Source organism: Ruegeria sp. HKCCD7255 (genome assembly GCF_013031565.1).
GTDB lineage: Bacteria > Pseudomonadota > Alphaproteobacteria > Rhodobacterales > Rhodobacteraceae > Ruegeria.
Genome location: NZ_WQAG01000002.1, coordinates 464,469 through 486,194, shown reverse-complemented (window position 1 = coordinate 486,194; position 21,726 = coordinate 464,469). Strand labels below are relative to the sequence as shown.

Sequence of the window (21,726 nt, the reverse complement as noted above, 5' to 3'; positions counted from 1 at the left end):
TCATGAAACTGTTACATAGCTGTCACAAAAGGCTTACGAGCGCGATTTAGGGCTGCGCTCAAGATCATCATGGGGGTGATCACAACACTTTTCTATCAAGGAGACTGGAATGTCCTTTGTAAAACTGTCGGCCTCGGCTCTGGCCATCGCTGCCGTTTCGGCCACTGCTGCTGCTGCGCGTGACAATGTTCAAGTCGCGGGTTCGTCGACCGTCCTGCCATACGCTTCGATCGTTGCGGAACTGTTTGGTGAAAACACCGACTTCCCGATACCTGTTGTCGAATCGGGTGGCTCTTCCGCTGGTCTGAAGCGTTTCTGCGAAGGTGTTGGTGAGAACACCATCGACGTTGCAAACGCATCGCGTGCGATCCGTGAAAAAGAGATCAAGGCCTGCGCCGAAAACGGTGTGACCGACATCATGGAAGTCCGCATCGGCTATGACGGCATCGTGTTCGCCAGCCAGCAGACCGGTCCGGCCTTCAACGCGTTCGAGCCTTCGGACATCTTCAACGCCCTGGGTGCGAAAGTTCTGAAAGACGGCGAAGTTGTTGATAACCCTTACAACACTTGGGCCGAGTTCAACCCGGACCTGCCTGATGTTGAAATCGCAGGCTTTATCCCGGGCACCAAGCACGGCACTCGTGAAGTGTTCGAAGAAAAAGTTCTGCTGATCGGCTGTGAAGCAACCGGCGCGATGCAGGCCATGATCGATGGCGGCATGAGCGAAGATGACGCGGAAGATGCATGTCTGGCCGTTCGTACCGATGGCAAGTCGGTCGATATCGACGGTGACTATACCGAGACACTGGCTCGCATCGACACCAACCCCAACGGCATCGGCGTGTTCGGTCTGGCGTTTTATGAGAACAACACCGACAAACTGAAAGTGGGCACCATGTCGGGTGTTGCGCCTTCGACCGAGACCATCTCGACCGGTGAATACCCCGTTTCGCGCCCGCTGTTCTTCTACGTCAAGAAAGCGCATATCGGCGTGATCCCAGGCCTGAAAGAATACGCTCAGTTCTTTACTGCTGACGAAATCGCAGGTCCGTCGGGTCCTCTGGCCAACTATGGCCTGGTGGCAGACCCTGAGCTGGCGAAAACTCAGGAAGCGATCAACAACGAAGTGACCATGGGTTCGGGCAGCTAAGCCTGATGATGGTTTGACGGTTTGGGGGCGGCGGATAGTCGCCCCCTTCTGTGTCTTTCTAAAGTCTCTCAACCGAGAGCAACGGGGGTGTCATGCCAATAGCTTGGCTTATACTAATCGTGCTGGCGATTGCGGCGGTCGGATATGTTCTGGGACGATCACGCGCTTTGCAAAGTGCCGGCGGGGACAGCCGGGGTTTGCATTCTCTGCCGGTTTTTTACGGCACCAATGTTGCACTCAAAACCATTGTGCCCGCCATTGGGTTGTTGATCCTGTGGCTGCTGGCACAGCCTCTCTTGGTGAATTCCCAGATCTCGGACATGATCCCGGAAAGCGCCATCAAGGAAGGCTCATCGCGTAGCCTGGTTATGGCCGAAGTTCGACGCACAGCGTCTGGGTTGGACAATGCTGTTGCCCAGGGCACGTTGTCCGAAACAGCAGCAAACAACGCAGATGCCGATGTCAGCGAATTGACGCAGATTTTGAAAGATGCGGGACAGGTCGTTACCTCGGATATTTCTCAGCCGGTCTTGAATGCTGCTCAGCGCTATCGCCTGATGAACGCAACCGGCTATACGATCATGTCCTTCGTGGTTTTGTTTGTCGCTTTGATCGGCGCCGCTGCAGGTTGGTTGCAGACCAATGCCGACTATCGCGCCCGCAACGTGGTCGAGCAGGGTGTGGGCGTTTTGCTGCTGGCCGCTGCATCCATCGCCATTCTGACAACGGTCGGTATCGTGCTTTCTCTGGTGTTCAACACCTGGGAGTTCTTCAAGCTTTACCCCGCCACGGATTTCTTCTTTGGCCTGACCTGGTCGCCCAGCTTTTCAGGGCGCGGAGGCCTGTCCGAGTTGGGGATCATCCCGCTGCTGTGGGGTACGCTCTATATCTCGTTCGTGGCGCTTCTGGTGGCCGTGCCCATCGGCTTGTTCGCCGCGATCTACCTCAGCGAATACGCCTCGCCGCGTGTCCGTTCGGTCGCCAAGCCGATGCTTGAGGTGCTGGCCGGTATCCCCACCATCGTCTACGGGCTTTTTGCCTTGCTGACAGTGGGTCCGCTGCTGCTGAACATCTTTGGTGCCGATGGTCTGGGCTGGATGAAAGCCGGGACCGCGGTGATGACGGCGGGTGTCGTCATGGGGATCATGTTGATCCCGTTTGTGTCGTCGCTGTCGGATGACATCATCAACGCGGTTCCGCAGGCCATGCGCGACGGGTCTTACGGTTTGGGCGCCACCCAGTCCGAGACCATTCGTCAGGTGGTGCTGCCCGCAGCTTTGCCGGGCATCGTCGGTGCCATCCTGTTGGCCGCATCACGCGCCATCGGCGAGACCATGATCGTGGTTCTGGGGGCGGGCGCGGCTGCGCGCCTCAGCCTCAACCCGTTTGAAGCGATGACAACCGTGACCGCCAAGATCGTCAGCCAGTTGACAGGCGATGCCGACTTTGCCTCGCCCGAGGCGCTGGTGGCCTTTGCCCTGGGCATGACACTGTTTGTTCTGACCTTGGGGCTGAATGTCTTTGCCCTTTATATCGTGCGCAAATACCGGGAGCAGTACGAATGACCGACGCCAGCATGCAAAGCCCCGAAACCGGTCGCCACGCAGCGTCTCTTACAGCAACCGATGCGCGTACGATCAAACGCGCGAAGGCCGAGAAACGGTTCCGCGCCTATGGCATCGTTGCCATCACAACTGGTCTGTTCTTTCTGGTGGTTCTTTTCGCCTCGATCCTGTCGCAGGGCATCCCGGCCTTTCAGCGCACGGTTGTCAGTGTCGACTTCACGCTGACCGAACAGCAGCGGGAAGAGGCCGAAAGCACCCTGTTCAAAACCAAAGCCTATTCCGATCTGTTCATCGCGGCCCTCAACAAAGAGCTGACAGAACGTGGGGTCGAAGTGGATTTTGACGATGCCGCAATTGAGCGTCTGTTGGGTAAGGTCGGCGGTACAATCCGTACCTTCTATGCCGAAAACCCTGATCAACTGGGGCAGCCGATCGAGTTTGATCTGGCCGCCTCCAGCCGCGTTGATGGATATTTCAAAGGCCGCGTGTCGCGTGACACGCTGCAAGACAGCCGCTTTCTGCAACTGAGCGACCTTGATCTGGTCGATGCGCTGAAAGAGGCCGGAATCATCAAGCAGGGGTTCAACTGGCCCTTCATCACCGGTGCAGATTCAGGTGTGGACAACCCGGGCGGCGCGGGGATCGGGGCCTCGGTTGTGGGCTCGTTCTTCATGATGCTGGTTGTGTTGGTCCTGTCCTTGCCCATTGGCGTTGCAGCATCAATCTATCTCGAAGAGTTCGCGCCACAGAATAAATTCACCGATCTGATCGAGGTGAACATCTCGAACCTGGCCGCAGTTCCGTCTATTGTGTTTGGTATTCTGGGTCTGGCCGTGTTCATCCAGTTCATGCACCTGCCGCAATCGGCACCTCTGGTCGGAGGGCTGGTGCTGACGCTGATGACCCTGCCCACAATCATCATCTCGACCCGCGCCTCGCTCAAGGCGGTGCCGCCATCGATCCGGGATGCAGCACTTGGGGTAGGGGCCTCGAAAATGCAGGCGGTGTTCCACCACGTGCTGCCGCTGGCCGCACCGGGTATTCTAACCGGTACAATCATTGGTCTGGCGCAAGCCTTGGGTGAAACCGCACCTCTGTTGCTGATTGGTATGGTTGGCTTTGTGGCCCGTGGATACCCTGATGGGTTCCTGGCGGGCTTTACCGAGCCGAACTCGGCCATGCCCGCACAGATCTATACCTGGGCCGCCCGCGCCGATGTGGGCTTTTACGAAAAAGCCTGGGGCGGGATCATCATCCTTTTGATGTTCCTGCTGACCATGAATATCATCGCAATTATCCTGCGCCGCCGCTTTGAACGCCGCTGGTAAATGGAGGCTACAATGAATGACATGACACGAGTGGAGAGAGCTGTGGACTCCCAAGACATCAAAATCAACGCCAAGAATGTTCAGGTGTTTTATGGCGAGACCCATGCGATCAAGGACGTGAATGTCGATATCGAAGACAAGACCGTCACCGCCTTTATCGGCCCGTCGGGCTGCGGGAAGTCCACCTTCCTGCGCTGTCTGAACCGGATGAACGACACAATCGACATCTGCAAGGTCAAGGGTGACATTCTGCTGGACGGTGAAGACATCTATGACAAGCGGGTCGATCCGGTGCAGCTGCGCGCCAAGGTGGGGATGGTGTTTCAAAAACCCAACCCGTTCCCCAAGTCGATCTATGACAACGTGGCTTATGGCCCGCGCATCCACGGGCTGGCCATGAACAAAGCCGAGCTGGACGAGATCGTCGAAAAGTCCCTGCGTCGCGGAGCGATCTGGGATGAGGTCAAAGACCGCCTCGATGCCCCCGGCACCGGACTGTCCGGTGGTCAGCAACAGCGTCTATGCATTGCCCGTGCGGTCGCGACCGAGCCCGAAGTGCTGTTGATGGACGAGCCCTGTTCCGCGCTGGACCCGATTGCAACTGCACAGGTCGAGGAACTGATTGACGAGCTGCGCGCGCGCTATTCGGTGGTCATCGTGACCCACTCGATGCAGCAGGCAGCACGGGTCAGCCAGAAGACGGCGTTTTTCCATCTGGGGAACCTGGTCGAGTTCGGTGAAACCGGGCAGATCTTTACCAACCCCGAAGACCCGCGCACTGAAAGCTACATCACAGGCCGGATCGGCTGAGGACAGGTATTTTCCTATGAGCGAACAACATATTGCATCTGCATTCGACCGTGATCTGGAAGCGATCCAGGCCCATATCATGAAGATGGGCGGCCTTGTCGAAGCCGCCATCATGAGCTCGGCCCGGTCGCTTGAATCGCGCGACGAAGAGCTGGCCCAAGAGGTTCGAAACGGCGACAAGGCGATCGACGCGTTGGAAGAGTTGATCAACGAGGAAACCGCCCGTTTGATCGCTCTGCGTGCGCCCACGGCCAGTGACCTGCGACTGGTTCTGTCGGTCCTAAAAGTCTCGGCCAACCTTGAACGGATTGGCGATTACTCGAAAAACATCGCCAAACGCACGACTGTTCTGGCGGGTATGGGTGAGATCAACGGCAGCGCGGCCGCCTTGCGTCGCATGGCGCGTGAGGTCGAGCTGATGCTGCGCGACGCTCTGGACGCCTATATCCAGCGCGATGCAGAACTGGCCACGGACGTGATCGACCGGGATGAGGAGGTTGATCAGATGTACAACGGTCTCTTCCGTGAGTTCCTGACTTTCATGGCCGAAGACCCGCGCAACATCACCGCCTGTATGCATCTGCATTTCATCGCCAAGAATATCGAGCGGATGGGTGATCATGTGACGGCGATTGCCGAACAGGTCGTCTATCTGGTCACCGGCGAACGTCCCTCGGAAGCGCGGCCCAAGGCTGACGTGACCGCAGAATCCGCCTAGGAGGCATCGACATGTCCGCTGATCAACCAACGGTCCTGGTGGTCGAAGACGAATTGGCCCAACGTGAAGTGTTGGCCTATAACCTTGAGGCCGAAGGCTTTCGCGTGTCCAAAGCCGGCAGCGGGGATGAGGCCTTGCTGCTGGTCGATGAAGACAGCCCGGACATCATCGTTCTGGACTGGATGATGCCCAATCTCAGCGGCATCGAAGTCTGCCGTCGGTTGAAAACCCGGCCCGATACACGCGCGATCCCGATCATTATGCTGTCGGCGCGATCCGAAGAGGTCGACAAGGTGCGTGGTCTGGAAACGGGAGCCGATGACTATGTGGTCAAACCCTATTCGGTGGTCGAACTGATGGCGCGGGTGCGGTCTCAGCTGCGGCGCGTGCGTCCGGCGACTGTTGGGCTGCGATTGGAGTTTGACGACATCATCCTCGATTCCGAGACTCACAAGGTCAGTCGCAGTGACAAGCCGCTGAAACTGGGCCCGACTGAGTTTCGCTTGCTGAGCACATTCATGGAGAAACCGGGCCGGGTCTGGAGCCGCGAGCAATTGCTCGACCGGGTCTGGGGCCGCGACATCTATGTCGATACGCGGACTGTGGACGTCCATATCGGGCGTTTGCGCAAGGCGCTGACCCAACATGGCGGCGCGGATCCAGTGCGCACGGTACGCGGTGCAGGATACGCATTGGGCTGACCGGGGCAGGGAGCCCAAAGCCCGACTTATGCGGTTTGGTCATGCCATCTTGAGAATGTCTTGCTGTCCTTCGCGGGCAAGTCGGATTATGATCTCCGACGACTGCTTCAGCGGAGAGACAGATGAACGCCCCCGACACCAAACCGACATTGCGCGCCAAGGATCAACCCGACCTGGGAAGCTTTAGCTGGGACGATCCGTTTCGCCTGTCTGACCAGTTGGAAGAAGACGAGCGCATGATCGCGGAAAGTGCCCGCAGCTATGCGCAGGAAAAACTGCAGCCGCGGGTGACCCAAGCCTTTGCGGATGAGGAAACCGACCCCGAAATCTTCCGCGAGATGGGCGAGATGGGGCTGTTGGGGATCACCGTTCCCGAAGAATATGGCGGGCTTGGATCGGGCTATGTCAGCTACGGCCTTGTCGCGCGCGAGGTCGAACGGGTCGATTCAGGTTACCGGTCTATGATGTCGGTCCAAAGCTCGCTGGTGATGTATCCGATCTATGCCTATGGATCCGAGGCGCAGCGCCGGAAATACCTGCCGAAACTGGCCAGTGGCGAATGGATCGGTTGTTTTGGCCTGACCGAACCGGATGCCGGGTCGGACCCGGCAGGCATGAAAACCCGCGCCGAAAAGATCGATGGCGGCTACCGTTTGACCGGCAGCAAAATGTGGATCTCGAACGCGCCGATTGCAGATGTGATTGTGGTCTGGGCCAAGTCCGACGCCCATGACGGCAAGATCCGGGGATTTGTTCTGGACAAAGGCCTGAAAGGTCTGAGCGCGCCGAAGATCGAAAACAAACTGAGCCTGCGCGCCTCGATCACGGGTGAGATCGTTCTGGACGGTGTCGAAGTAGACGAGGGCGCTTTGCTGCCCCATGTGCAAGGTTTGAAGGGCCCGTTCGGCTGCCTAAACCGCGCCCGCTATGGCATCAGCTGGGGCACCATGGGTGCCGCCGAAGCCTGCTGGCACGCCGCCCGGCAGTATGGGCTGGACCGCAAGCAATTCGAAAAGCCCTTGGCCCAGACGCAGCTTTACCAGAAAAAACTGGCCGACATGCAAACCGAGATCGCTTTGGGCCTGCAAGCCAGCCTGCGGGTTGGCCGTTTGATGGATCAAGCTCAGGCCGCGCCCGAGATGATCTCAATCGTCAAACGCAACAATTGCGGCAAAGCGCTCGACATCGCACGGATGGCACGGGACATGCATGGGGGCAATGGTATCTCTCTGGAATTTCAGGTTGTGCGCCACATGATCAATCTGGAGACTGTGAACACCTATGAAGGAACCCACGACGTGCACGCCTTGATCCTTGGCCGAGCGCAGACAGGGTTGCAGGCTTTTTATTGAGAAGTGCGTGTAATCAGTATTATGTTATATTAACAGTAGTGCAGACACCTGACGTCGCTTTGTGTATCTTGGTTATGTAAATGTCAGAAACTACGGCTTATCATGCAGTTACAAGACAAAACCGCAGTTATCACAGGTGCGGCTCAAGGGATTGGGCGTGCCCTGGCTGAGCGTTTTGCCCGTGATGGTGCGCGTGTCGTTTGTGCCGATATCGACGAAACCGGCGCGAAAGATGTTGCGGACCAGATTGGCGGACACGCAGTTCATTGCGATGTGTCCAGCGAAGATCACACCGCGGTGCTGATTGACAAAGTCGAAGCTGAGATTGGTCCGATTGATCTGTTTTGCGCCAATGCAGGAATTCTGACGCTTGGCGGTCTGGACGTTCCGAATGAAGACTGGGATCGGATCTGGCGTGTGAACGTCATGTCTCATGTCTGGGCCGCACGACATGTCATTCCGCGGATGATCGCACGCGGTGGCGGATACTTCATGACCACGGCATCCGCCGCTGGTTTGCTGAACCAACCGGGTGCAGCGCCTTATGGTGTCACCAAACATGCAGCGGTCGGTTTTGCCGAATGGGTCGCTTTGACGTACAGCGATCAGGGCATCAAGACGTCTGTTTTGTGCCCTCAGGCGGTACGATCCGAGATGACGAAGGGTCATGAGAACTCGGTTGCGGCCATTGACGGCATGTTAGAGCCTGAAATTGTCGCTCAAATCTGTGTTGAAGCGATCGAGGAAGAACGGTTCCTCATTCTGCCGCACGCGCAGGTTCTGGACTACATCCGGTTGAAAACAGCTGACTATGACCGTTGGATCGAGGGAATGAATAAATTAAATCAAAGATTTGGCGTTCAAAGCTAACCTTTTGGTTTTGCCCGACGCATAAGGCCTTCCTGCGCCACAGACGCAACTAGCGTGCCATCTTGAGCATAGATAGAGCCCCGGTTAAAACTACGCCCCTGCCCCGTCCACGGTGAATCCATCGCATAAAGATGCCAGTTCTGGAACTGAACCGGTGCATGAAACCAAAGCGCGTGATCCAGGCTGGCGGCGTTGACCTCTCCGGTGAACCAGCTGAGCCCGTGTGGACGCAGACCCGAACCCAGCAAGCTCATGTCCGAGGCATAGGCCAACAGCAGATGCTGAGTTACGGGTTCGGCCTGATCGGCGGCATTCATTCGAAACCAGATCGAGTTGCGGTCGTCGGTTTTTGCCGGGTGAAACAGGTCCTGGTGGTCAACTTCGCGCACTTCGATAGGTCGTTCGCGCATCAGTTCGGACTGGATCTTTTCCGGTACGCGGGACAGATACTGTTGTTGCAACGTGTTGCGGAGAGGGTGCGCTTCCGGGCCCTTCACATCGGGAATGGGGTGCTGATGTTCCCAGCCGTCATCCTGTATGTGGAACGAGGCCGACATGTTCAGGATCTGTTTGCCATGCTGAATGGCCACCACCCGACGGGTGGTGAAAGAGCCTCCATCCCGTGCTCTATCCACTTGATAAATAACAGGTTTGACCGGGTCTCCGGGCCGGATGAAATAAGCGTGCAGCGAATGGCAACTGCGCGACTCAACGGTCCGGTAGGCGGCTGACAGAGCTTGGGCGATAACCTGTCCGCCAAAGATCCGCGTGGGCGTCTCGCCGCCGGAGCCGACGCCTCGAAACAGGTCAACCTCAAGCCGCTCGAGATTCAGCAATTCCAGCAGAATGCGTTCAGCTTCGGTCATCGGGCGCGCTCCGGTCGTGGTGTATGTTGTCTGCGTTAGTCCACCAAAGCGGCCTGCACAAGGGCTCGCAGCTGCGCGCGGGACGGGTAAGAGCTGGAGGGCGACAATTGGGTGAAAAAGACGGCAGTCATGTCGTTGGCACGATCCACCCAAAAAAAGGTCGACGCCATGCCGCCCCAGCTGAAATCGCCAATGGCGGCCGGCACCTGAAGCCGCCCTGGATCCAGAACAACAGCCCCACCAATGCCGAAACCCATGCCCTCCATCGGTTGTTCTGCAAAGCTACGCGGTCCCATCGAGGCAATGTCGCCTGGCAAGTGATTGCGCATCATAAAGTTTTTGATCCTTGCGCTCAGCACGTCGCTGTTTGGGGCGCGCAACATCTCGGCAAAACGACTGTAGTCGTCGATGGTGCCGACAAGACCGCCGCCGCCAGAAAACGTTGTCGCGGCTTCGAACGGGGAATCGCCAGCACGATCCACAAGGCGCAACGTATCCGAGCCTTTTTGAGCAGTGTTCAGGTCCATCGCGTCGCCATCCAGCGGCGTATAGAGCGAAGCGAACCGGTCCCCTGCCCCGGCTGGTACCGAAAACCCGGTTTCACTTATGCCTAAGGGGTCGAAAACATGTGTGGAGAAATAGCGATCTAGGGTCTGGCCGGACACCACTTCGATCACGCGACCGATCACGTCTATCCCGACCGAATATTCCCAGCGCGTTCCGGGCTGAAACGCCAGCGGAAGCTGGGCCAGATCGTGGATGCGTTTCGACAACGGGCCCTGGTCGGGTGCAAAATTTAGGTTTTGTTCATCCATTGCGGCGGGCAGAATACCGGAATTGAACGGATAGCTCAGCCCGCTGGTATGGGTCAGCAACTGCGCCAATGTCGGCGTATTGGCCGCTTCGGTCTGATCGATGCTGCGCGCGTCAGGAATCAGAGCCTGCATATCCTTGAATTCCGGTAGAAATTCGCTGACCGGCGCACTCAGATGCAAAATCCCGCGCTCCAAAAGCTGCATCAGAGCAACCGAGGTGACGGGTTTGGTCATAGAATAGAACCGTGCGATCGTATCGCGTTGAAATGGCAGATCCTTTTCAACACTGCGCTGACCGCAACTGTGAAAGAAGCCTTCGGTGCCAAAACGGTTTAGCAACAGGGCGCAACCTGCGTATTTCCGTTCGTCGACATAGCGTTGCATCCAAGCACGGATGAGTTGCAATCTCTGAGCATCAAATCCCATTATGAAATCCGCCTGTTTGGTGTTCTGCTGTGACCATGACAAAAACACATGTCATGAAAAATGCTAGTCTGTTGGATATAAAGATTCGGCCCCTCAACAATCTTGAACCGGAGAAGCAGGATGTCGCAACACATTGAATTTATGTACGACTTTTGCAGTCCGAACGCATATTTGGCCCATAAAGCGCTGTCCGGTCTGAAGCCGCGGCCAAAGTCAGGGATTGTTTTTCAGCCTGTTCTGCTGAGCCTTGTGTTCAAGTTGACCAACAATCAGAACCCGTTTCAGGCCTATTCCGAGAACCGGCAAAAGACCTCGTACCTGACCCATGATCTGCACCGGTTCGCGCGGCGTCGGGGTTTGAGTTTTCACATGAGCCCGCATTTCCCATTAAACACAAAATTTGCAATGCGCGGGGCGAGTTTTGCTCAAGGAAAATCTTGGGAATCCAAATATATAGACGCCGTATTTGATGCGATATGGGTTCATGGGCAGAAGATTGATGATCTGAACGTTCTGACCGATGTGTTGCAGGAACACGAGTTACCTGTGCGCAAGATCCGTGACGCGATGACTGATCCCGAGATCAAACAGCGCGTGAAAGACGAAACAAAGGCTGCCGTGCGACGCGGTGTGTTTGGCGTTCCGACATTGTTTTGGGGTTCTGAGATGTTTTTTGGCAAGAACAGCCTTGGAAATCTCGAGCTTGAGATCAAACAGTCGATCTGAGCGCGGCAACCGCATGCTGCGCGAACATCGGCACATAGTTTCCGAACTTTTGCGCTCGTGCAGGATCCGAGGCGTTACCGTCCAAGGCGCGCTTGTAGACGCCCTGAAGAATTCCGGCCATGCGGAAGAAGGTGAAGCCCAGATAAAAGCCGAAATTGTCGATCCCGGCTAGCCCGCGTTTACTGCAATATGCGTCGATAAAGGCTTGATCTGACGGCAATCCCAGGCTTTCGCGATCCACACCGGCCAGCCCGCGCCCTTCTTTTCCGGGCGGCATTTGCCATTGCATGATGACGGCGGCCAGATCGGCATAGGGATGCCCGATGGTCGAGAGTTCCCAGTCCAGAACCCCGATGCAGCGAGTGCCGTCCTGTTCGAACATCAGGTTGTCGATCCGATAGTCACCATGCACCAGGGTGCGTTGGCCGTCATCCTCGGGGATCTGCTGCTCGAGCTCGGTGATCAACTGATCCATCACCGGGATGGTTTGCGTCTCGGACGCCCGGTATTGCTTGGTCCAGCGCGCAATCTGGCGTTCGAAGTAATTGCCGGGCGGTCCAAAATCCGAAAGGCCCACCGCGTCGATATCGACCATATGCAATTCGGCCAAAACCCGGTTCATCTCATCCATTACGGCTGCGCGGGTCCGAGCTGTTTCGCCTTGCATCGCAGGTTCCATGAAGATGCGACCCGGTAGATGCTGCATCACGTAAAAGGCAGATCCGATCACACTGTCATCTTCGCACAGCAGATGCATTCGGGGGACCGGTACGTTGCTGTCTGCCAGCGCGCGTTGCACGCGGTATTCGCGGTCAACGGCATGAGCAGATTTCAGCAAAACGCCTTCGGGCTTACGCCGCAGCACGTATTGCGCCTTGGGCGTGCGTAGCAGGAATGTCGGGTTGGATTGGCCAATCGCGAATTTCTCCGCCTCCAGCGGGCCTTTGTACCCCTCAAGGTGGTGCTGCAAATAGGCATCTACGGCCTGAACGTCCAAGGCTTGTGTCATGTCACAGCCCCTTAAAGCGCTGCCGCAAAGATATTACCGCCGCTTTGCACATTTATCCCTCCCGACACCGGGATCACCGCGCCTGTAACATAACTGCCGCCCTGCCCGCAGAGAAACAGCATGCAGCCTGCGATATCCTCTTCTCGCCCGACCCGGCCCAGCGGCACGGCGTCGCCCACCTTCTCGCGGGTCTTTTCGTCAGCGGTCGCAAAGGCGGTCATGCGCGATACAAATGGCCCCGGCGCCAAAGCATTGACGGTGACCCGGTACGAAGCCAATTCCTTGGCCATAATTTTGGTCAGGTGCAATACGGCGGCTTTTGACGCGGAATAGCTATAGGCCCCGTCGCCCATAGGCACTTCGCCCATGACCGAGCCCACATTGACAACCCGCGCGGGATCATCGTCGCTGGCCGATTGCATCAGCAAAGGCAACAGCTTCTGGGTCAGGTGGAAAATTCCCGCCACATTGACCGACATGACTTTGTCCCAGGCATCATAGGGGAATTGCCCCATCGGTGCACCCCACGACACGCCCGCATTATTCATTAAAATATCAAGTGTTTGCGTGCGGCTCTTGACCTCTTCCACCAACGCATCAATCCCTGCCTCAGAACTGACATCGCCACCGAAACCTTCGGCCTGACCGGGTGCGCCCAACGCATTCAGTTCAGCCGCGACAGCTTCGCAGGCCTCGCCTTTGCGCGACGCGATCAGTACGCGCGCTCCAGCCCGCACCAGCGCTTCGGCGGCCATGCGCCCGATCCCTGTGGCACCACCGGTAACCAAAGCGGTTTTTCCGTTCAACGAAAACAGGGCTTCGGGTGTCATGTGCTCTCCTCCTTGTGTTGGGCCCAAATTGACGTCACGGACCCTTGGCTGGCAATCGCCGTATTATCCTCTAGTCTGATCCAACGCGTTCAACGGATACAAGGCAAGAGGCGAGAGGGTCGGATGCAGTCATTACTCAGCGTCACACCGGGCGGGCCGGAAACTTTGGAGCTTAGAACTCTACCTGATCCGGAGCCAAAACCCGGTGAGCTTTTGGTGCATGTACACGCCGCTGGTGTCAATTTCCCCGACACTTTGGTGATCCGGGATCTCTATCAGATCAAACCGCCCCGCCCTTTCGCGCCCGGCGGTGAGATCGCAGGCGAAGTCGTGGCGATTGGGGAGGGTGTTACGGGTTTTGACCTCGGTGACCGCGTGCTTGCCCTGACGGTGCATGGCGGTTTTTCAACTCATCTGTGCCTGAAAGCCGCCACTGCGGTGAAAATCCCCGAAGCGATGCCCTATGACGAGGCTGCATGTTTCCTGTTTACCTATGGCACCTCGTACCACGCCCTAAAGGACCGGGGTGCGCTGCAGGCCCGAGAAACACTTTTGGTTCTGGGTGCCGCAGGTGGCGTTGGATCGGCAGCGATCGAGTTGGGAAAAGCCATGGGTGCGCGGGTCATCGCGGCTGTGTCGTCCAAAGAAAAGGCTGAATTCTGCACGTCCATCGGGGCTGATGAGACGCTGATTTACCCGCGCGAGATGACGCGCGAGGCGCAGAAAGAACTGTCGGCACAAATCAAGTCCCTGACAGGCGGTTCAGGGGTCGATGTTGCCTATGATGCGGTTGGTGGCGACTATGCAGAACCTGTTGTGCGCTGCATGGCCTGGAACGGACGCTTCCTTGTTGTTGGCTTTCCTGCGGGTATTCCGAGCATTCCGTTGAACCTGACACTGCTGAAAGGCTGCCAGATTGTTGGAGTGTTCTGGGGATCGTCAGTGTTCCGTGATCCAAAGGCGCATGCAGCCAATGTGGGTGAATTGTTCGATCTGTACCTTCAGGGAAAGATCAAACCGAAAATCACCGCTCGTTTTCCGCTGGAACAAGCAAGTGAGGCTTTGACGCTTCTTGCCGATAGGTCAACTCTCGGAAAAGTTGTCATTTCGATGTATTCGACATAACCAGACATCGCGATTCTGTTTGAACTCGGCTGCCCTGAAACAAAAAAGACATTTTAGGCTGTTACGGCGATATCTAGACGTCCTCAGGTTTCAGGTTTAATAAAAATACAGATGGGGACAGTGAAAATGCAGAAAATCCTGGTTCTGAATGGCCCGAACCTGAATCTGTTGGGCACGCGCCAGCCCGAAGTTTACGGGACCACCACGTTGAAGATGGTGGAAGACATGTGCGCTGCACATGGTCAGAGCCTGGGCCTGCAGGTTTCTCATCTGCAATCCAACCATGAGGGTGTGCTGATTGATGCGATTCACGCCGCTCGTGGAGTTCACGATGGCATCGTTCTGAACGCTGGGGCTTTCACGCACACATCTGTCGCCCTGATGGATGCGATTGCGTCCGCTGAAGTGCCCGTGGTGGAGGTGCATTTGTCCAATATCCACGCACGCGAAGCTTTCCGCCATCACTCCTACATTGCGCCGGTCGCAATCGGACAGATTTGCGGGTTCGGAGCACTGGGCTACAAAATGGCGCTCGACGCCTTGGCCGTCCACTTGTCAGAAGGTGATGGGTCATGAAGCTGAACGAATATCTGCAATTCATCAGTTACGCCAAAACGCTGGAAGAGCTTTGGGCCGCCCATTGCGGGCAGATGGCTGAGTATGGTTTTGACCGGCTGCTCTATGGCCATACGCGATACCGAACCGAAACGTCGCTGGGTGATCCTGAAGACTTCATCATCCTCACCAATCATTGCACCGAATATTTGGATGGGTTCCTACGTTCGGGCCTCTATTTTCATGCGCCGATGCTGCATTGGGCGCTTGAGAATGAAGGCGCTGCAAGCTGGAAGCTGATCCAGGAAAAGATGTCAGCTGGCACCATGACCGAAAAAGAACGTGAGGTTTATGACTTCAACAGGTCTTTCGGCGCGACAGTTGGGTACACGATCAGCTTTACCTCGGTGTCGATACGTTCAAAAGGGGCGATCTCGATGGCCCATTTTGGAGACAAGTCACAAGAAGAATTGGACGAGATGTGGCAGCAGTATGGTGACGAAATTTTGTTGATGAACAATATGGCTCATCTGAAAATTCTCACTCTGCCCTACAACCCTCCGAACCGCGCTTTGACCAAGCGTCAGCGCGAGGCACTTGAGTGGGTCGGTGACGGAAAAACAACTCAGGACATCGCGATTCTGATGGGGCTTACATCAGCAACAGTTGAGAAACACCTGCGTCTGGCACGCGAAGCTTTGAGCGTCGAAACCACGGCACAGGCGGTTTTGAAGGCCTCTTTGCAGAACCAAATGTTCGTTATTGAAGCCTAAATCCAAAAATAGCGTCAAAAAAGCGTTAATTTACCTAAGGTAAGGAATACACTACTAGGCCCGCCCAGCGGGACAATGCAATATGGCCATGTTCCGTGAGTGGTGGCTTTTTGCCAGGGAACGTTTCGGTCGGATCTTTGCAATATCAGAGCTCTCTGACCAATCTGGCACTAGGGCGCGTATTTTTCCGCGTGCGACGGCTGGAATTTTGAGGGGTCCCGACCATCCCCATCTGCGGGGCCCCTCTTCCTATCCTTCATCCCTGTCCTGGATCAGCCCCATTCTGATGTGCGGTGATCCTGAGATTCTGAAAACAAAAAACCGGCCACGTTTCCACGTCGCCGGTTTGGGTAGATGTGCGGCCTGATCAATAGACAGGCCGCATAGGCCTTAGCCTTGTGCCGCTTTAGCAACTTCGGCTGCGAAGTCTTCTTTTTCGACCACGATGCCTTCGCCAACTTCCATGCGAACAAAGCCGGTGACGGTAGCGCCAGCTTCTTTGGCCGCAGCTTCGACGGTCAGATCAGGGTTCACGACGAACTGCTGGTTCAGCAGAGTCGATTCAGCCACGAATTTCTTCATGCGACCGATGATCATTTTTTCGATCACCTGCTCCGGCTTGCCGGATTCGCGGGCGATGTCCATCTGAACCTGCTTTTCCTTCTCGACAATCGCCGGGTCCATGTCTGCCTCGGACAGAGCGGCCGGATTCACAGCTGCGATATGCATCGCGATCTGCTTACCGATGGCTTCGTCCCCACCGGTCAAAGCAACCAGAACACCGATTTTGCCCATACCGTTGGTGGCTGCGTTGTGCACGTAAGACACAACAGTGTCGCCTGACAGTTTCGACATACGGCGCACCGACATGTTCTCGCCAATGGTAGCGATCTTGTCGGTCAGGGTGTCAGCAACCGATTTGCCGCCCAGATCTGCGGCCAGCAGAGCTTCGACATCGTCGACGCCTTCGGCGGCATAGGTGATCTTGCCAACCATTTCCTGAAACTCAGCGTTCTTCGCAACGAAGTCGGTTTCCGAGTTCACTTCAACAGCAACACCGTTGCCACCTTTTACGTGCACGGCCACCAGACCTTCGGCAGCGGTACGGCCCGATTTCTTGGCCGCTTTGGCCAGGCCTTTGGTGCGCAGCCAATCAACGGCCTCGTCCATGTTGCCACCGGTCTCGGTCAGCGCCTTTTTTGCGTCCATCATGCCTGCGCCGGTCGAGTCGCGCAGTTCTTTTACCATTGCTGCTGTGATTGCCATCTTTAGGCTCTCCTCAATTCAAACGGAATTGGGGCAGGTCATACCCTGCCCCACATGTCATTTACGTGACGGGCAGCTTACGCTTCGGCAGGTGTTTCTGCTGCTGCTTCGGCCGGGGCTTCTTCTTCTGCCACCGCTTCTTCAACCGGAGCTTCTTCGAACTCGCCCAGGTCAACGCCCGCTGCACCCAACTGCGCGGTCATACCGTCCAGTGCGGCGCGTGCGGCCAGGTCGCAGTACAGAGCGATTGCGCGGGCTGCGTCGTCATTGCCGGGGATGATGTAGTCGACACCATCGGGTGAGCAGTTGGTGTCAACCACGGCCACGACCGGGATCCCCAGCTTGTTGGCTTCGGCGATGGCCAGAGCCTCTTTCTTGACGTCGATGACGAACAGCAGGTCAGGAACGCCACCCATCTCGCGGATACCGCCCAGCGAGGCTTGCAGCTTGGCCTGGTCACGCTCCATGCCCAGACGCTCTTTCTTGGTCAGGCCTTCGGCGCCGGATTCCATCGCCTCATCAATCTGGTTCAGACGGTTGATCGACTGGGAAACGGTTTTCCAGTTGGTCAGCGTGCCACCCAGCCAACGGTGGTTCATGAAGTACTGGGCCGACTTTTCAGCAGCTTCAGCGATCGGGCCAGCGGCCTGACGCTTGGTGCCCACAAACAGAACGCGGCCACCTTTTGCAACGGTGTCACGGACGGCCTGCAGAGCCTGGTCCAGCATCGGAACAGTCTGTGTCAGGTCCATGATGTGGATGCCATTGCGCGAGCCGTAGATGAACGGGCCCATGCGGGGATTCCAACGCTGTGTCTGGTGACCAAAGTGAACGCCAGCTTCCAGCAGCTGACGCATGGTGAACTCGGGAAGAGCCATGCAATTTTCCTTTTCCGGTTTACGCCTGGGCGGGGGTGAAAGAAGCGGATGCTCCAACCGGCGGTCCTGATGAGGATGTCTCCCTCAAAAGTCCCAAACCCCGCCTGCGGGTTTGAATGGCGCGCATATACGGCAGGTTTTCATGCAGCGCAAGGGCCTTTTGCCCTTATTTTTCAAGCCGGGCCCAGCTGTGAGCGTGGCGCACGGCCTCTTCGCAATGGGCCGCTAGCAGTTTTCGGTTTTCAAAGTCGCTGACCCTGGCGGGCGCGTGATAGATCAGCTCGACCGAGCCTTGGCGCCTTGCCCCCAGCGTCTTGAGCAGATGCGGGCCAAAATCCATGTCGCCCCACCAGCCGTAAAAGCGATCCGGCTGCCCTTTGGGTGCGTGATAGATCACGGAAACAGGCTGCACATAGATGGATTGACGCAGCTCTTCTGTGAAGAATGCCGCGAAGAGCGTTGTTTTAAATGGTAAAACGCGCAAGCCATCGGTCGATGTGCCTTCGGGGAAGAACAACAGCTTATGTCCCGCCTTCAGGCGATCCTCAAAGATTTGGGTCTGCTCTCGGGCTTTCTTGGGGTTGCGTTCGATGAATACGGTGCCTGTGGCGCGTGCCAACCAGCCGATACCGGGCCAGTTCGCGACTTCGGCCTTAGATACGAAATAGACCCTTTTGCGTGCGTTCAGGGCAAAAATATCCAGCCACGAGGTGTGGTTTGCGACCACGGCCCCGGGATGCTGCATCAAAGCACCGGAAGTCTTGAATCCGATGCCAAGGATGCGAAACGCGTTACGGCAGACAAACTGCGAAATATAGGGCGTGACCGGTCGGTGCAGGCCATAGAGCGGACGTTCTACGAGACGGACAGCCAACAAGACGATCAACCCGCCAAAGACCAAGATGGCCAGGGGCAGCCCGCGCAAGATCACCAAAATCCAGCCCAGAACGCCCAGTTCGATGGGATCAGGCGCGTCTTCGCTTTGCCAGGAAACGTTGTTCAAGCTTTCAGGCTCCGCTATACATACGGCGCTGCCGTTCGTTCATCCGCGCGGTGTCTAGAATCAGGCAGACATCGGTGGTGTTGAACGCATGGTCGATATAGGCGCCCTCGCCCACAAAACCGCCCAAACGCAGATAGGCTTTGATCAGAGCGGGCACTTGAACCATTGCTGTACGCCTGTCCAGCGCGTCCGGGGCCACGAGGTCCATTGATTGGAATACGTCAGGCTGCGCGCGCACCCGCAGATCTTCGGGTGCCAGATGGTTGTGGTGCAGCATGGACAGCGGCTGCGCCAAAGCAGCGACATCGGTACCGTGAAAGCTGGCAACGCCAAACAGAACCTCGATGTCCTGTGCGCTGACATACGAGGCCAACCCGTTCCACAGATGGTACAACGCCATCCCTCCGCGATAGTCGCGATGTATGCAGGACCGCCCCAGCTCCAGCAGTTTGCGCCCGCTGTGCTTGAGGATGCTCAGGTTGTATTCATCCTCGGAATAGAATTGCCCGATCTCAGCCGCCTTGTCGCCGGGCAACAGCCTGTAGACACCGATCACCTGTTGGGTCGCATTGTCGATGGCAAGCATGTGGTCGAAAAACGGATCAAACCGATCTTGCTCCAACCCCTGTTCGTGGTCGACCATGTCGCCGCCACCGCCCAACTCGCGCACAAAGACCTCATAGCGCAGCCTTTGCGCAGCGCGCAGTTCCTCGGTTGTTTCGGCGAGTTTGACTGTGAAAGAAGAGCCAGCCTCTGGCATGGGCGGTGTCCGTTTTAAAGTTGCGCGCAGTTACCGCGATTGACCGATCAAGCGCAAGAACCGCGCTGTCGTCGGCGATTTGTTAACCATTCATAAACCAGTTTCACGGATCAAAGACGGGCATCAGGGCTATACGTGTTCCGTCGATTACCACTTTCCCCTGCTCGCGAAAGTTAACGGTGATCTTGCCTGCAATGTTGGACTGCACCTGTCCGACGCCCCAATCGGGGAAATCAGGGTGGCGGACATACATGCCCGGTGCAAGAATAGCATTGAGGTCTGTCATGCAAGGGCTCCGATCCGGCAGCAGATACAGCAGGAGGTACGCATGGGCGCATCAGACGTCAACCTTGCCGAGTTGATCGGCTCTCGGATCTGTCACGATCTGATCAGCCCGATTGGGGCGATCACCAACGGGTTGGAGCTGTTGGAAATGGTGGGCACGATGCAGGGCCCCGAGATGGAGTTAATCTCGGGCAGCGTAGGAAGCGCGGGTGCCAAGATCCGGTTTTTTCGGGTGGCATTTGGCGCAGCCAGTGATCAACCGCTGGGCCGGGCCGAGGTCAATGGCTTGCTGGCCGATATCGAGATTGCCAGCCGTGTGAAGGTGCATTGGCATGTCACGGAACCGGTCCCCCGTAATCAGGTGAAACTGGCGTTTCTGGCCTTGTTATGCTGTGAATCCGCGATGCCTTTGGGCGGATCTGTTTCCGTCACCGTAGACGGCCAGGATTGGACGATTACCGCTACGTCCGACAAGATCCAGATCGACACAGGCCTCTGGTCGGGCCTGCCAAATGGGCGCTTTGCCGAGGCGGTGACCCCAGCAAAGGTTCAGTTCGCTCTTTTGCCAGAAACCGCGCGCGGGATGGGGTGGCGCGTCAGTGCGGAAACCGCATCGACGCGCATCGTGATCCGGTTTTAGGCGCGGACCGTTCCGTCGCCCCGGACAAGGTATTTGAAGCTGGTCAGCTGCGCGGCCCCAACCGGGCCCCGCGCGTGCATCTTGCCGGTCGCAATCCCAATCTCGGCACCCATCCCAAATTCACCACCATCGGCAAACTGGGTCGAGGCATTGTGCATCAAAATGGCGCTGTCAAGCTGCTCAAAGAACTTGGCTGCCGCCGCGTCATCTTCGGCCATGATGCAATCGGTATGGTTCGAACCATAGCGGCGGATATGAGCAATGGCCGCGTCGATATTTTCAACGGGTTTCGCAGCGATGATGCTGTCCAGGAACTCTTTGCCCCAATCTTCACCGGTTGCGCCCACAGAACCGTCAAGAGCCAGCACACCTTCGGCATGAACTTCGACGCCTGCTGCAATAAGCGATGCGACAACGTCGCGTCCGAGCGTTTCGGCGACATCTTGATGCACCAGCAGACATTCTGCGGCACCGCAGATACCTGTGCGGCGGGTTTTGGCGTTCAGCACGACGTCCAGGGTTTTTTGAAGATCAGCGGATTTATCGATATAGATATGAACGATGCCCTCAAGATGCGCAAAGACCGGCACGCGCGCCTCGCGCTGCACGAGCCCCACCAGACCCTTACCGCCGCGCGGGACGATGACATCGACATATTCGGTCATGGTCAGCAATTCCTGCACCGCAGCCCGGTCACGGGTGGGCACCAGTTGAATGGCGTCTTCGGGCAGGTTGGCAGCCTTCAGGCCTTCGACCAGACAGGCGTGAATGGCGGTTGAGGAATGAAAGCTCTCGGACCCGCCGCGCAGGATTACTGCGTTGCCCGATTTCAGGCACAGTGCCCCTGCATCAGCTGTCACATTGGGACGGCTTTCATAGATCACTCCGATCACGCCCAAAGGCGTGCGCACCCGCTGGATATTCAGGCCCGAGGGCATGTCCCATTCTGCCATAACCTCTCCGACCGGGTCGGTTTGTTCGGCCACGGCACGCAGGCCATCGACCATGCCCTGGATGCGGCCTTCATCCAACATCAGGCGATCCATCATTGCCCGGCTAAGGCCCTTGTTGCGCCCAAACTCCAGATCTTTCTGATTGGCTTCAATGATTTGCGCCCGATTGGCCCAGACCGCCTCGGCGGCGGCAATCAACGCTGCGTGCTTGCGTTCGGCGCTGGCAAATGCCAATTCGCTGGACGCCGCCTTGGCGCGCTGACCGAGATCGGCCATCAGGCCGGGAATATTGTCTAGATCCTTCATCTCATCTGCCTTTCGC

General features: G+C 57.0%; 23 protein-coding genes. 13 read left to right on the top strand and 10 right to left on the bottom strand.

Features of this window, described 5'->3' with window-relative positions; all coding sequences use genetic code 11:
- Nucleotides 1–109: 109 nt before the first annotated feature.
- The 8 genes from GOX45_RS06140 to GOX45_RS06105 all read left to right on the top strand — a co-directional run bounded on the left by GOX45_RS06140 (nt 110) and on the right by GOX45_RS06105 (nt 8,494).
- On the top strand, nt 110–1,150 hold the full coding sequence (locus GOX45_RS06140; RefSeq protein ID WP_171099012.1) for a substrate-binding domain-containing protein: 1,041 nt from the start codon (nt 110–112) through the stop codon (nt 1,148–1,150).
- A 92-nt stretch (nt 1,151–1,242) separates the two neighbouring features.
- Nucleotides 1,243–2,715 carry a phosphate ABC transporter permease subunit PstC gene (pstC, locus tag GOX45_RS06135; protein ID WP_171099009.1) on the top strand — a complete coding sequence of 491 codons (1,473 nt, stop codon included), beginning with the start codon at nt 1,243–1,245 and terminating at the stop codon, nt 2,713–2,715.
- Nucleotides 2,712–4,043 carry a phosphate ABC transporter permease PstA gene (gene pstA / locus GOX45_RS06130; protein ID WP_171099008.1) on the top strand — a complete coding sequence of 444 codons (1,332 nt, stop codon included), beginning with the start codon at nt 2,712–2,714 and terminating at the stop codon, nt 4,041–4,043. Before pstC ends, pstA begins: the two co-directional genes overlap by 4 nt.
- Nucleotides 4,044–4,055: 12 nt before the next feature.
- Nucleotides 4,056–4,853 carry a phosphate ABC transporter ATP-binding protein PstB gene (pstB, locus tag GOX45_RS06125; RefSeq protein WP_305851942.1) on the top strand — a complete coding sequence of 266 codons (798 nt, stop codon included), beginning with the start codon at nt 4,056–4,058 and terminating at the stop codon, nt 4,851–4,853.
- A 16-nt stretch (nt 4,854–4,869) separates the two neighbouring features.
- Entirely contained in the window at nt 4,870–5,571 is a 702-nt protein-coding gene (gene phoU / locus GOX45_RS06120) for a phosphate signaling complex protein PhoU (protein WP_171099005.1), read from the top strand.
- 11 nt (nt 5,572–5,582) lie between these two features.
- The gene (gene phoB, locus GOX45_RS06115) at nt 5,583–6,272 is read left to right on the top strand and encodes a phosphate regulon transcriptional regulator PhoB (RefSeq protein WP_171099003.1); all 690 of its coding nucleotides are present in this window, start codon (nt 5,583–5,585) and stop codon (nt 6,270–6,272) included.
- Between the two features lie 122 nt (nt 6,273–6,394).
- Entirely contained in the window at nt 6,395–7,624 is a 1,230-nt protein-coding gene (locus GOX45_RS06110) for an acyl-CoA dehydrogenase (RefSeq protein ID WP_171099001.1), read from the top strand.
- 102 nt (nt 7,625–7,726) lie between these two features.
- The gene (locus GOX45_RS06105; RefSeq protein WP_171098999.1) at nt 7,727–8,494 is read left to right on the top strand and encodes an SDR family oxidoreductase; all 768 of its coding nucleotides are present in this window, start codon (nt 7,727–7,729) and stop codon (nt 8,492–8,494) included.
- On the opposite strand, the gene GOX45_RS06100 is transcribed toward GOX45_RS06105, so the two are convergent.
- Both GOX45_RS06100 and GOX45_RS06095 read right to left on the bottom strand, forming a co-directional pair.
- Entirely contained in the window at nt 8,491–9,360 is an 870-nt protein-coding gene (locus GOX45_RS06100; RefSeq protein WP_171098997.1) for an acyl-CoA thioesterase II, read from the bottom strand. The genes GOX45_RS06105 and GOX45_RS06100 overlap by 4 nt on opposite strands.
- Before the next feature lie 35 nt (nt 9,361–9,395).
- Nucleotides 9,396–10,601 (bottom strand): serine hydrolase, encoded by a 1,206-nt coding sequence (locus GOX45_RS06095; RefSeq protein WP_171098995.1) that lies wholly within the window; start codon nt 10,599–10,601, stop codon nt 9,396–9,398.
- Between the two features lie 120 nt (nt 10,602–10,721).
- Between GOX45_RS06095 and GOX45_RS06090 the strand changes: the two genes are divergently transcribed.
- Nucleotides 10,722–11,327: a 2-hydroxychromene-2-carboxylate isomerase gene (locus GOX45_RS06090; RefSeq protein WP_171098993.1), complete on the top strand. Its 606-nt coding sequence runs from the start codon at nt 10,722–10,724 to the stop codon at nt 11,325–11,327.
- Here GOX45_RS06090 and GOX45_RS06085 read toward each other — a convergent pair.
- Both GOX45_RS06085 and GOX45_RS06080 read right to left on the bottom strand, forming a co-directional pair.
- A complete protein-coding gene (locus GOX45_RS06085) occupies nt 11,311–12,336 on the bottom strand; it encodes a phosphotransferase family protein (RefSeq protein ID WP_171098991.1) in 1,026 nt (341 codons plus the stop codon). The genes GOX45_RS06090 and GOX45_RS06085 overlap by 17 nt on opposite strands.
- Nucleotides 12,337–12,347: 11 nt before the next feature.
- Nucleotides 12,348–13,166, bottom strand: coding sequence for an SDR family NAD(P)-dependent oxidoreductase (locus GOX45_RS06080; protein ID WP_171098989.1), 819 nt, complete (start codon nt 13,164–13,166; stop codon nt 12,348–12,350).
- A gap of 123 nt (nt 13,167–13,289) precedes the next feature.
- Here GOX45_RS06080 and GOX45_RS06075 point away from each other — a divergent pair, with 123 nt between their 5' ends.
- The 3 genes from GOX45_RS06075 to GOX45_RS06065 all read left to right on the top strand — a co-directional run bounded on the left by GOX45_RS06075 (nt 13,290) and on the right by GOX45_RS06065 (nt 15,619).
- The gene (locus GOX45_RS06075; RefSeq protein WP_171098987.1) at nt 13,290–14,291 is read left to right on the top strand and encodes an NADPH:quinone oxidoreductase family protein; all 1,002 of its coding nucleotides are present in this window, start codon (nt 13,290–13,292) and stop codon (nt 14,289–14,291) included.
- A 126-nt stretch (nt 14,292–14,417) separates the two neighbouring features.
- Complete coding sequence (aroQ, locus tag GOX45_RS06070; RefSeq protein ID WP_171098986.1) at nt 14,418–14,867, top strand: type II 3-dehydroquinate dehydratase; 450 nt, start codon at nt 14,418–14,420, stop codon at nt 14,865–14,867.
- Nucleotides 14,864–15,619 carry a LuxR family transcriptional regulator gene (locus GOX45_RS06065; protein WP_171098983.1) on the top strand — a complete coding sequence of 252 codons (756 nt, stop codon included), beginning with the start codon at nt 14,864–14,866 and terminating at the stop codon, nt 15,617–15,619. The genes aroQ and GOX45_RS06065 overlap by 4 nt, the downstream gene beginning before the upstream one ends.
- Before the next feature lie 390 nt (nt 15,620–16,009).
- Here the strand turns inward: GOX45_RS06065 and tsf are convergent, their stop codons facing one another.
- From tsf to GOX45_RS06040, 5 genes are all read right to left on the bottom strand, one after another.
- Nucleotides 16,010–16,885 (bottom strand): translation elongation factor Ts, encoded by an 876-nt coding sequence (tsf, locus tag GOX45_RS06060; protein WP_171098981.1) that lies wholly within the window; start codon nt 16,883–16,885, stop codon nt 16,010–16,012.
- Between the two features lie 77 nt (nt 16,886–16,962).
- Nucleotides 16,963–17,763: a 30S ribosomal protein S2 gene (gene rpsB / locus GOX45_RS06055; RefSeq protein WP_171098979.1), complete on the bottom strand. Its 801-nt coding sequence runs from the start codon at nt 17,761–17,763 to the stop codon at nt 16,963–16,965.
- A 166-nt stretch (nt 17,764–17,929) separates the two neighbouring features.
- Complete coding sequence (locus tag GOX45_RS06050; protein ID WP_171098977.1) at nt 17,930–18,766, bottom strand: 1-acyl-sn-glycerol-3-phosphate acyltransferase; 837 nt, start codon at nt 18,764–18,766, stop codon at nt 17,930–17,932.
- A gap of 4 nt (nt 18,767–18,770) precedes the next feature.
- Complete coding sequence (locus GOX45_RS06045; protein WP_171098975.1) at nt 18,771–19,526, bottom strand: GNAT family N-acetyltransferase; 756 nt, start codon at nt 19,524–19,526, stop codon at nt 18,771–18,773.
- A 103-nt stretch (nt 19,527–19,629) separates the two neighbouring features.
- A complete protein-coding gene (locus GOX45_RS06040) occupies nt 19,630–19,812 on the bottom strand; it encodes a DUF3553 domain-containing protein (RefSeq protein ID WP_008756567.1) in 183 nt (60 codons plus the stop codon).
- Between the two features lie 42 nt (nt 19,813–19,854).
- On the opposite strand from GOX45_RS06040, the gene GOX45_RS06035 reads away from it, so the two are divergent.
- Nucleotides 19,855–20,451 carry a histidine phosphotransferase family protein gene (locus GOX45_RS06035; RefSeq protein WP_171098973.1) on the top strand — a complete coding sequence of 199 codons (597 nt, stop codon included), beginning with the start codon at nt 19,855–19,857 and terminating at the stop codon, nt 20,449–20,451.
- Here GOX45_RS06035 and GOX45_RS06030 read toward each other — a convergent pair.
- Entirely contained in the window at nt 20,448–21,710 is a 1,263-nt protein-coding gene (locus GOX45_RS06030) for a glutamate-5-semialdehyde dehydrogenase (protein ID WP_171098971.1), read from the bottom strand. The two genes, GOX45_RS06035 and GOX45_RS06030, sit on opposite strands and share 4 nt — an antisense overlap.
- Nucleotides 21,711–21,726 lie beyond the last annotated feature (16 nt).

Coding starts and splice junctions, on each gene's coding strand:
- phoU (WP_171099005.1), top strand. CDS start 4,870: ATGAGCGAACAACATATTGCATCTGCATTCGACCGTGATCTGGAAGCG.
- aroQ (WP_171098986.1), top strand. CDS start 14,418: ATGCAGAAAATCCTGGTTCTGAATGGCCCGAACCTGAATCTGTTGGGC.
- GOX45_RS06045 (WP_171098975.1), bottom strand. CDS start 19,526: ATGCCAGAGGCTGGCTCTTCTTTCACAGTCAAACTCGCCGAAACAACC.
- GOX45_RS06100 (WP_171098997.1), bottom strand. CDS start 9,360: ATGACCGAAGCTGAACGCATTCTGCTGGAATTGCTGAATCTCGAGCGG.
- GOX45_RS06065 (WP_171098983.1), top strand. CDS start 14,864: ATGAAGCTGAACGAATATCTGCAATTCATCAGTTACGCCAAAACGCTG.
- GOX45_RS06085 (WP_171098991.1), bottom strand. CDS start 12,336: ATGACACAAGCCTTGGACGTTCAGGCCGTAGATGCCTATTTGCAGCAC.
- GOX45_RS06030 (WP_171098971.1), bottom strand. CDS start 21,710: ATGAAGGATCTAGACAATATTCCCGGCCTGATGGCCGATCTCGGTCAG.
- rpsB (WP_171098979.1), bottom strand. CDS start 17,763: ATGGCTCTTCCCGAGTTCACCATGCGTCAGCTGCTGGAAGCTGGCGTT.
- GOX45_RS06090 (WP_171098993.1), top strand. CDS start 10,722: ATGTCGCAACACATTGAATTTATGTACGACTTTTGCAGTCCGAACGCA.
- pstA (WP_171099008.1), top strand. CDS start 2,712: ATGACCGACGCCAGCATGCAAAGCCCCGAAACCGGTCGCCACGCAGCG.
- GOX45_RS06075 (WP_171098987.1), top strand. CDS start 13,290: ATGCAGTCATTACTCAGCGTCACACCGGGCGGGCCGGAAACTTTGGAG.
- GOX45_RS06140 (WP_171099012.1), top strand. CDS start 110: ATGTCCTTTGTAAAACTGTCGGCCTCGGCTCTGGCCATCGCTGCCGTT.
- GOX45_RS06080 (WP_171098989.1), bottom strand. CDS start 13,166: ATGACACCCGAAGCCCTGTTTTCGTTGAACGGAAAAACCGCTTTGGTT.
- pstB (WP_305851942.1), top strand. CDS start 4,056: ATGAATGACATGACACGAGTGGAGAGAGCTGTGGACTCCCAAGACATC.
- GOX45_RS06105 (WP_171098999.1), top strand. CDS start 7,727: ATGCAGTTACAAGACAAAACCGCAGTTATCACAGGTGCGGCTCAAGGG.
- tsf (WP_171098981.1), bottom strand. CDS start 16,885: ATGGCAATCACAGCAGCAATGGTAAAAGAACTGCGCGACTCGACCGGC.
- phoB (WP_171099003.1), top strand. CDS start 5,583: ATGTCCGCTGATCAACCAACGGTCCTGGTGGTCGAAGACGAATTGGCC.
- GOX45_RS06035 (WP_171098973.1), top strand. CDS start 19,855: ATGGGCGCATCAGACGTCAACCTTGCCGAGTTGATCGGCTCTCGGATC.
- GOX45_RS06040 (WP_008756567.1), bottom strand. CDS start 19,812: ATGACAGACCTCAATGCTATTCTTGCACCGGGCATGTATGTCCGCCAC.
- GOX45_RS06095 (WP_171098995.1), bottom strand. CDS start 10,601: ATGGGATTTGATGCTCAGAGATTGCAACTCATCCGTGCTTGGATGCAA.
- GOX45_RS06110 (WP_171099001.1), top strand. CDS start 6,395: ATGAACGCCCCCGACACCAAACCGACATTGCGCGCCAAGGATCAACCC.
- pstC (WP_171099009.1), top strand. CDS start 1,243: ATGCCAATAGCTTGGCTTATACTAATCGTGCTGGCGATTGCGGCGGTC.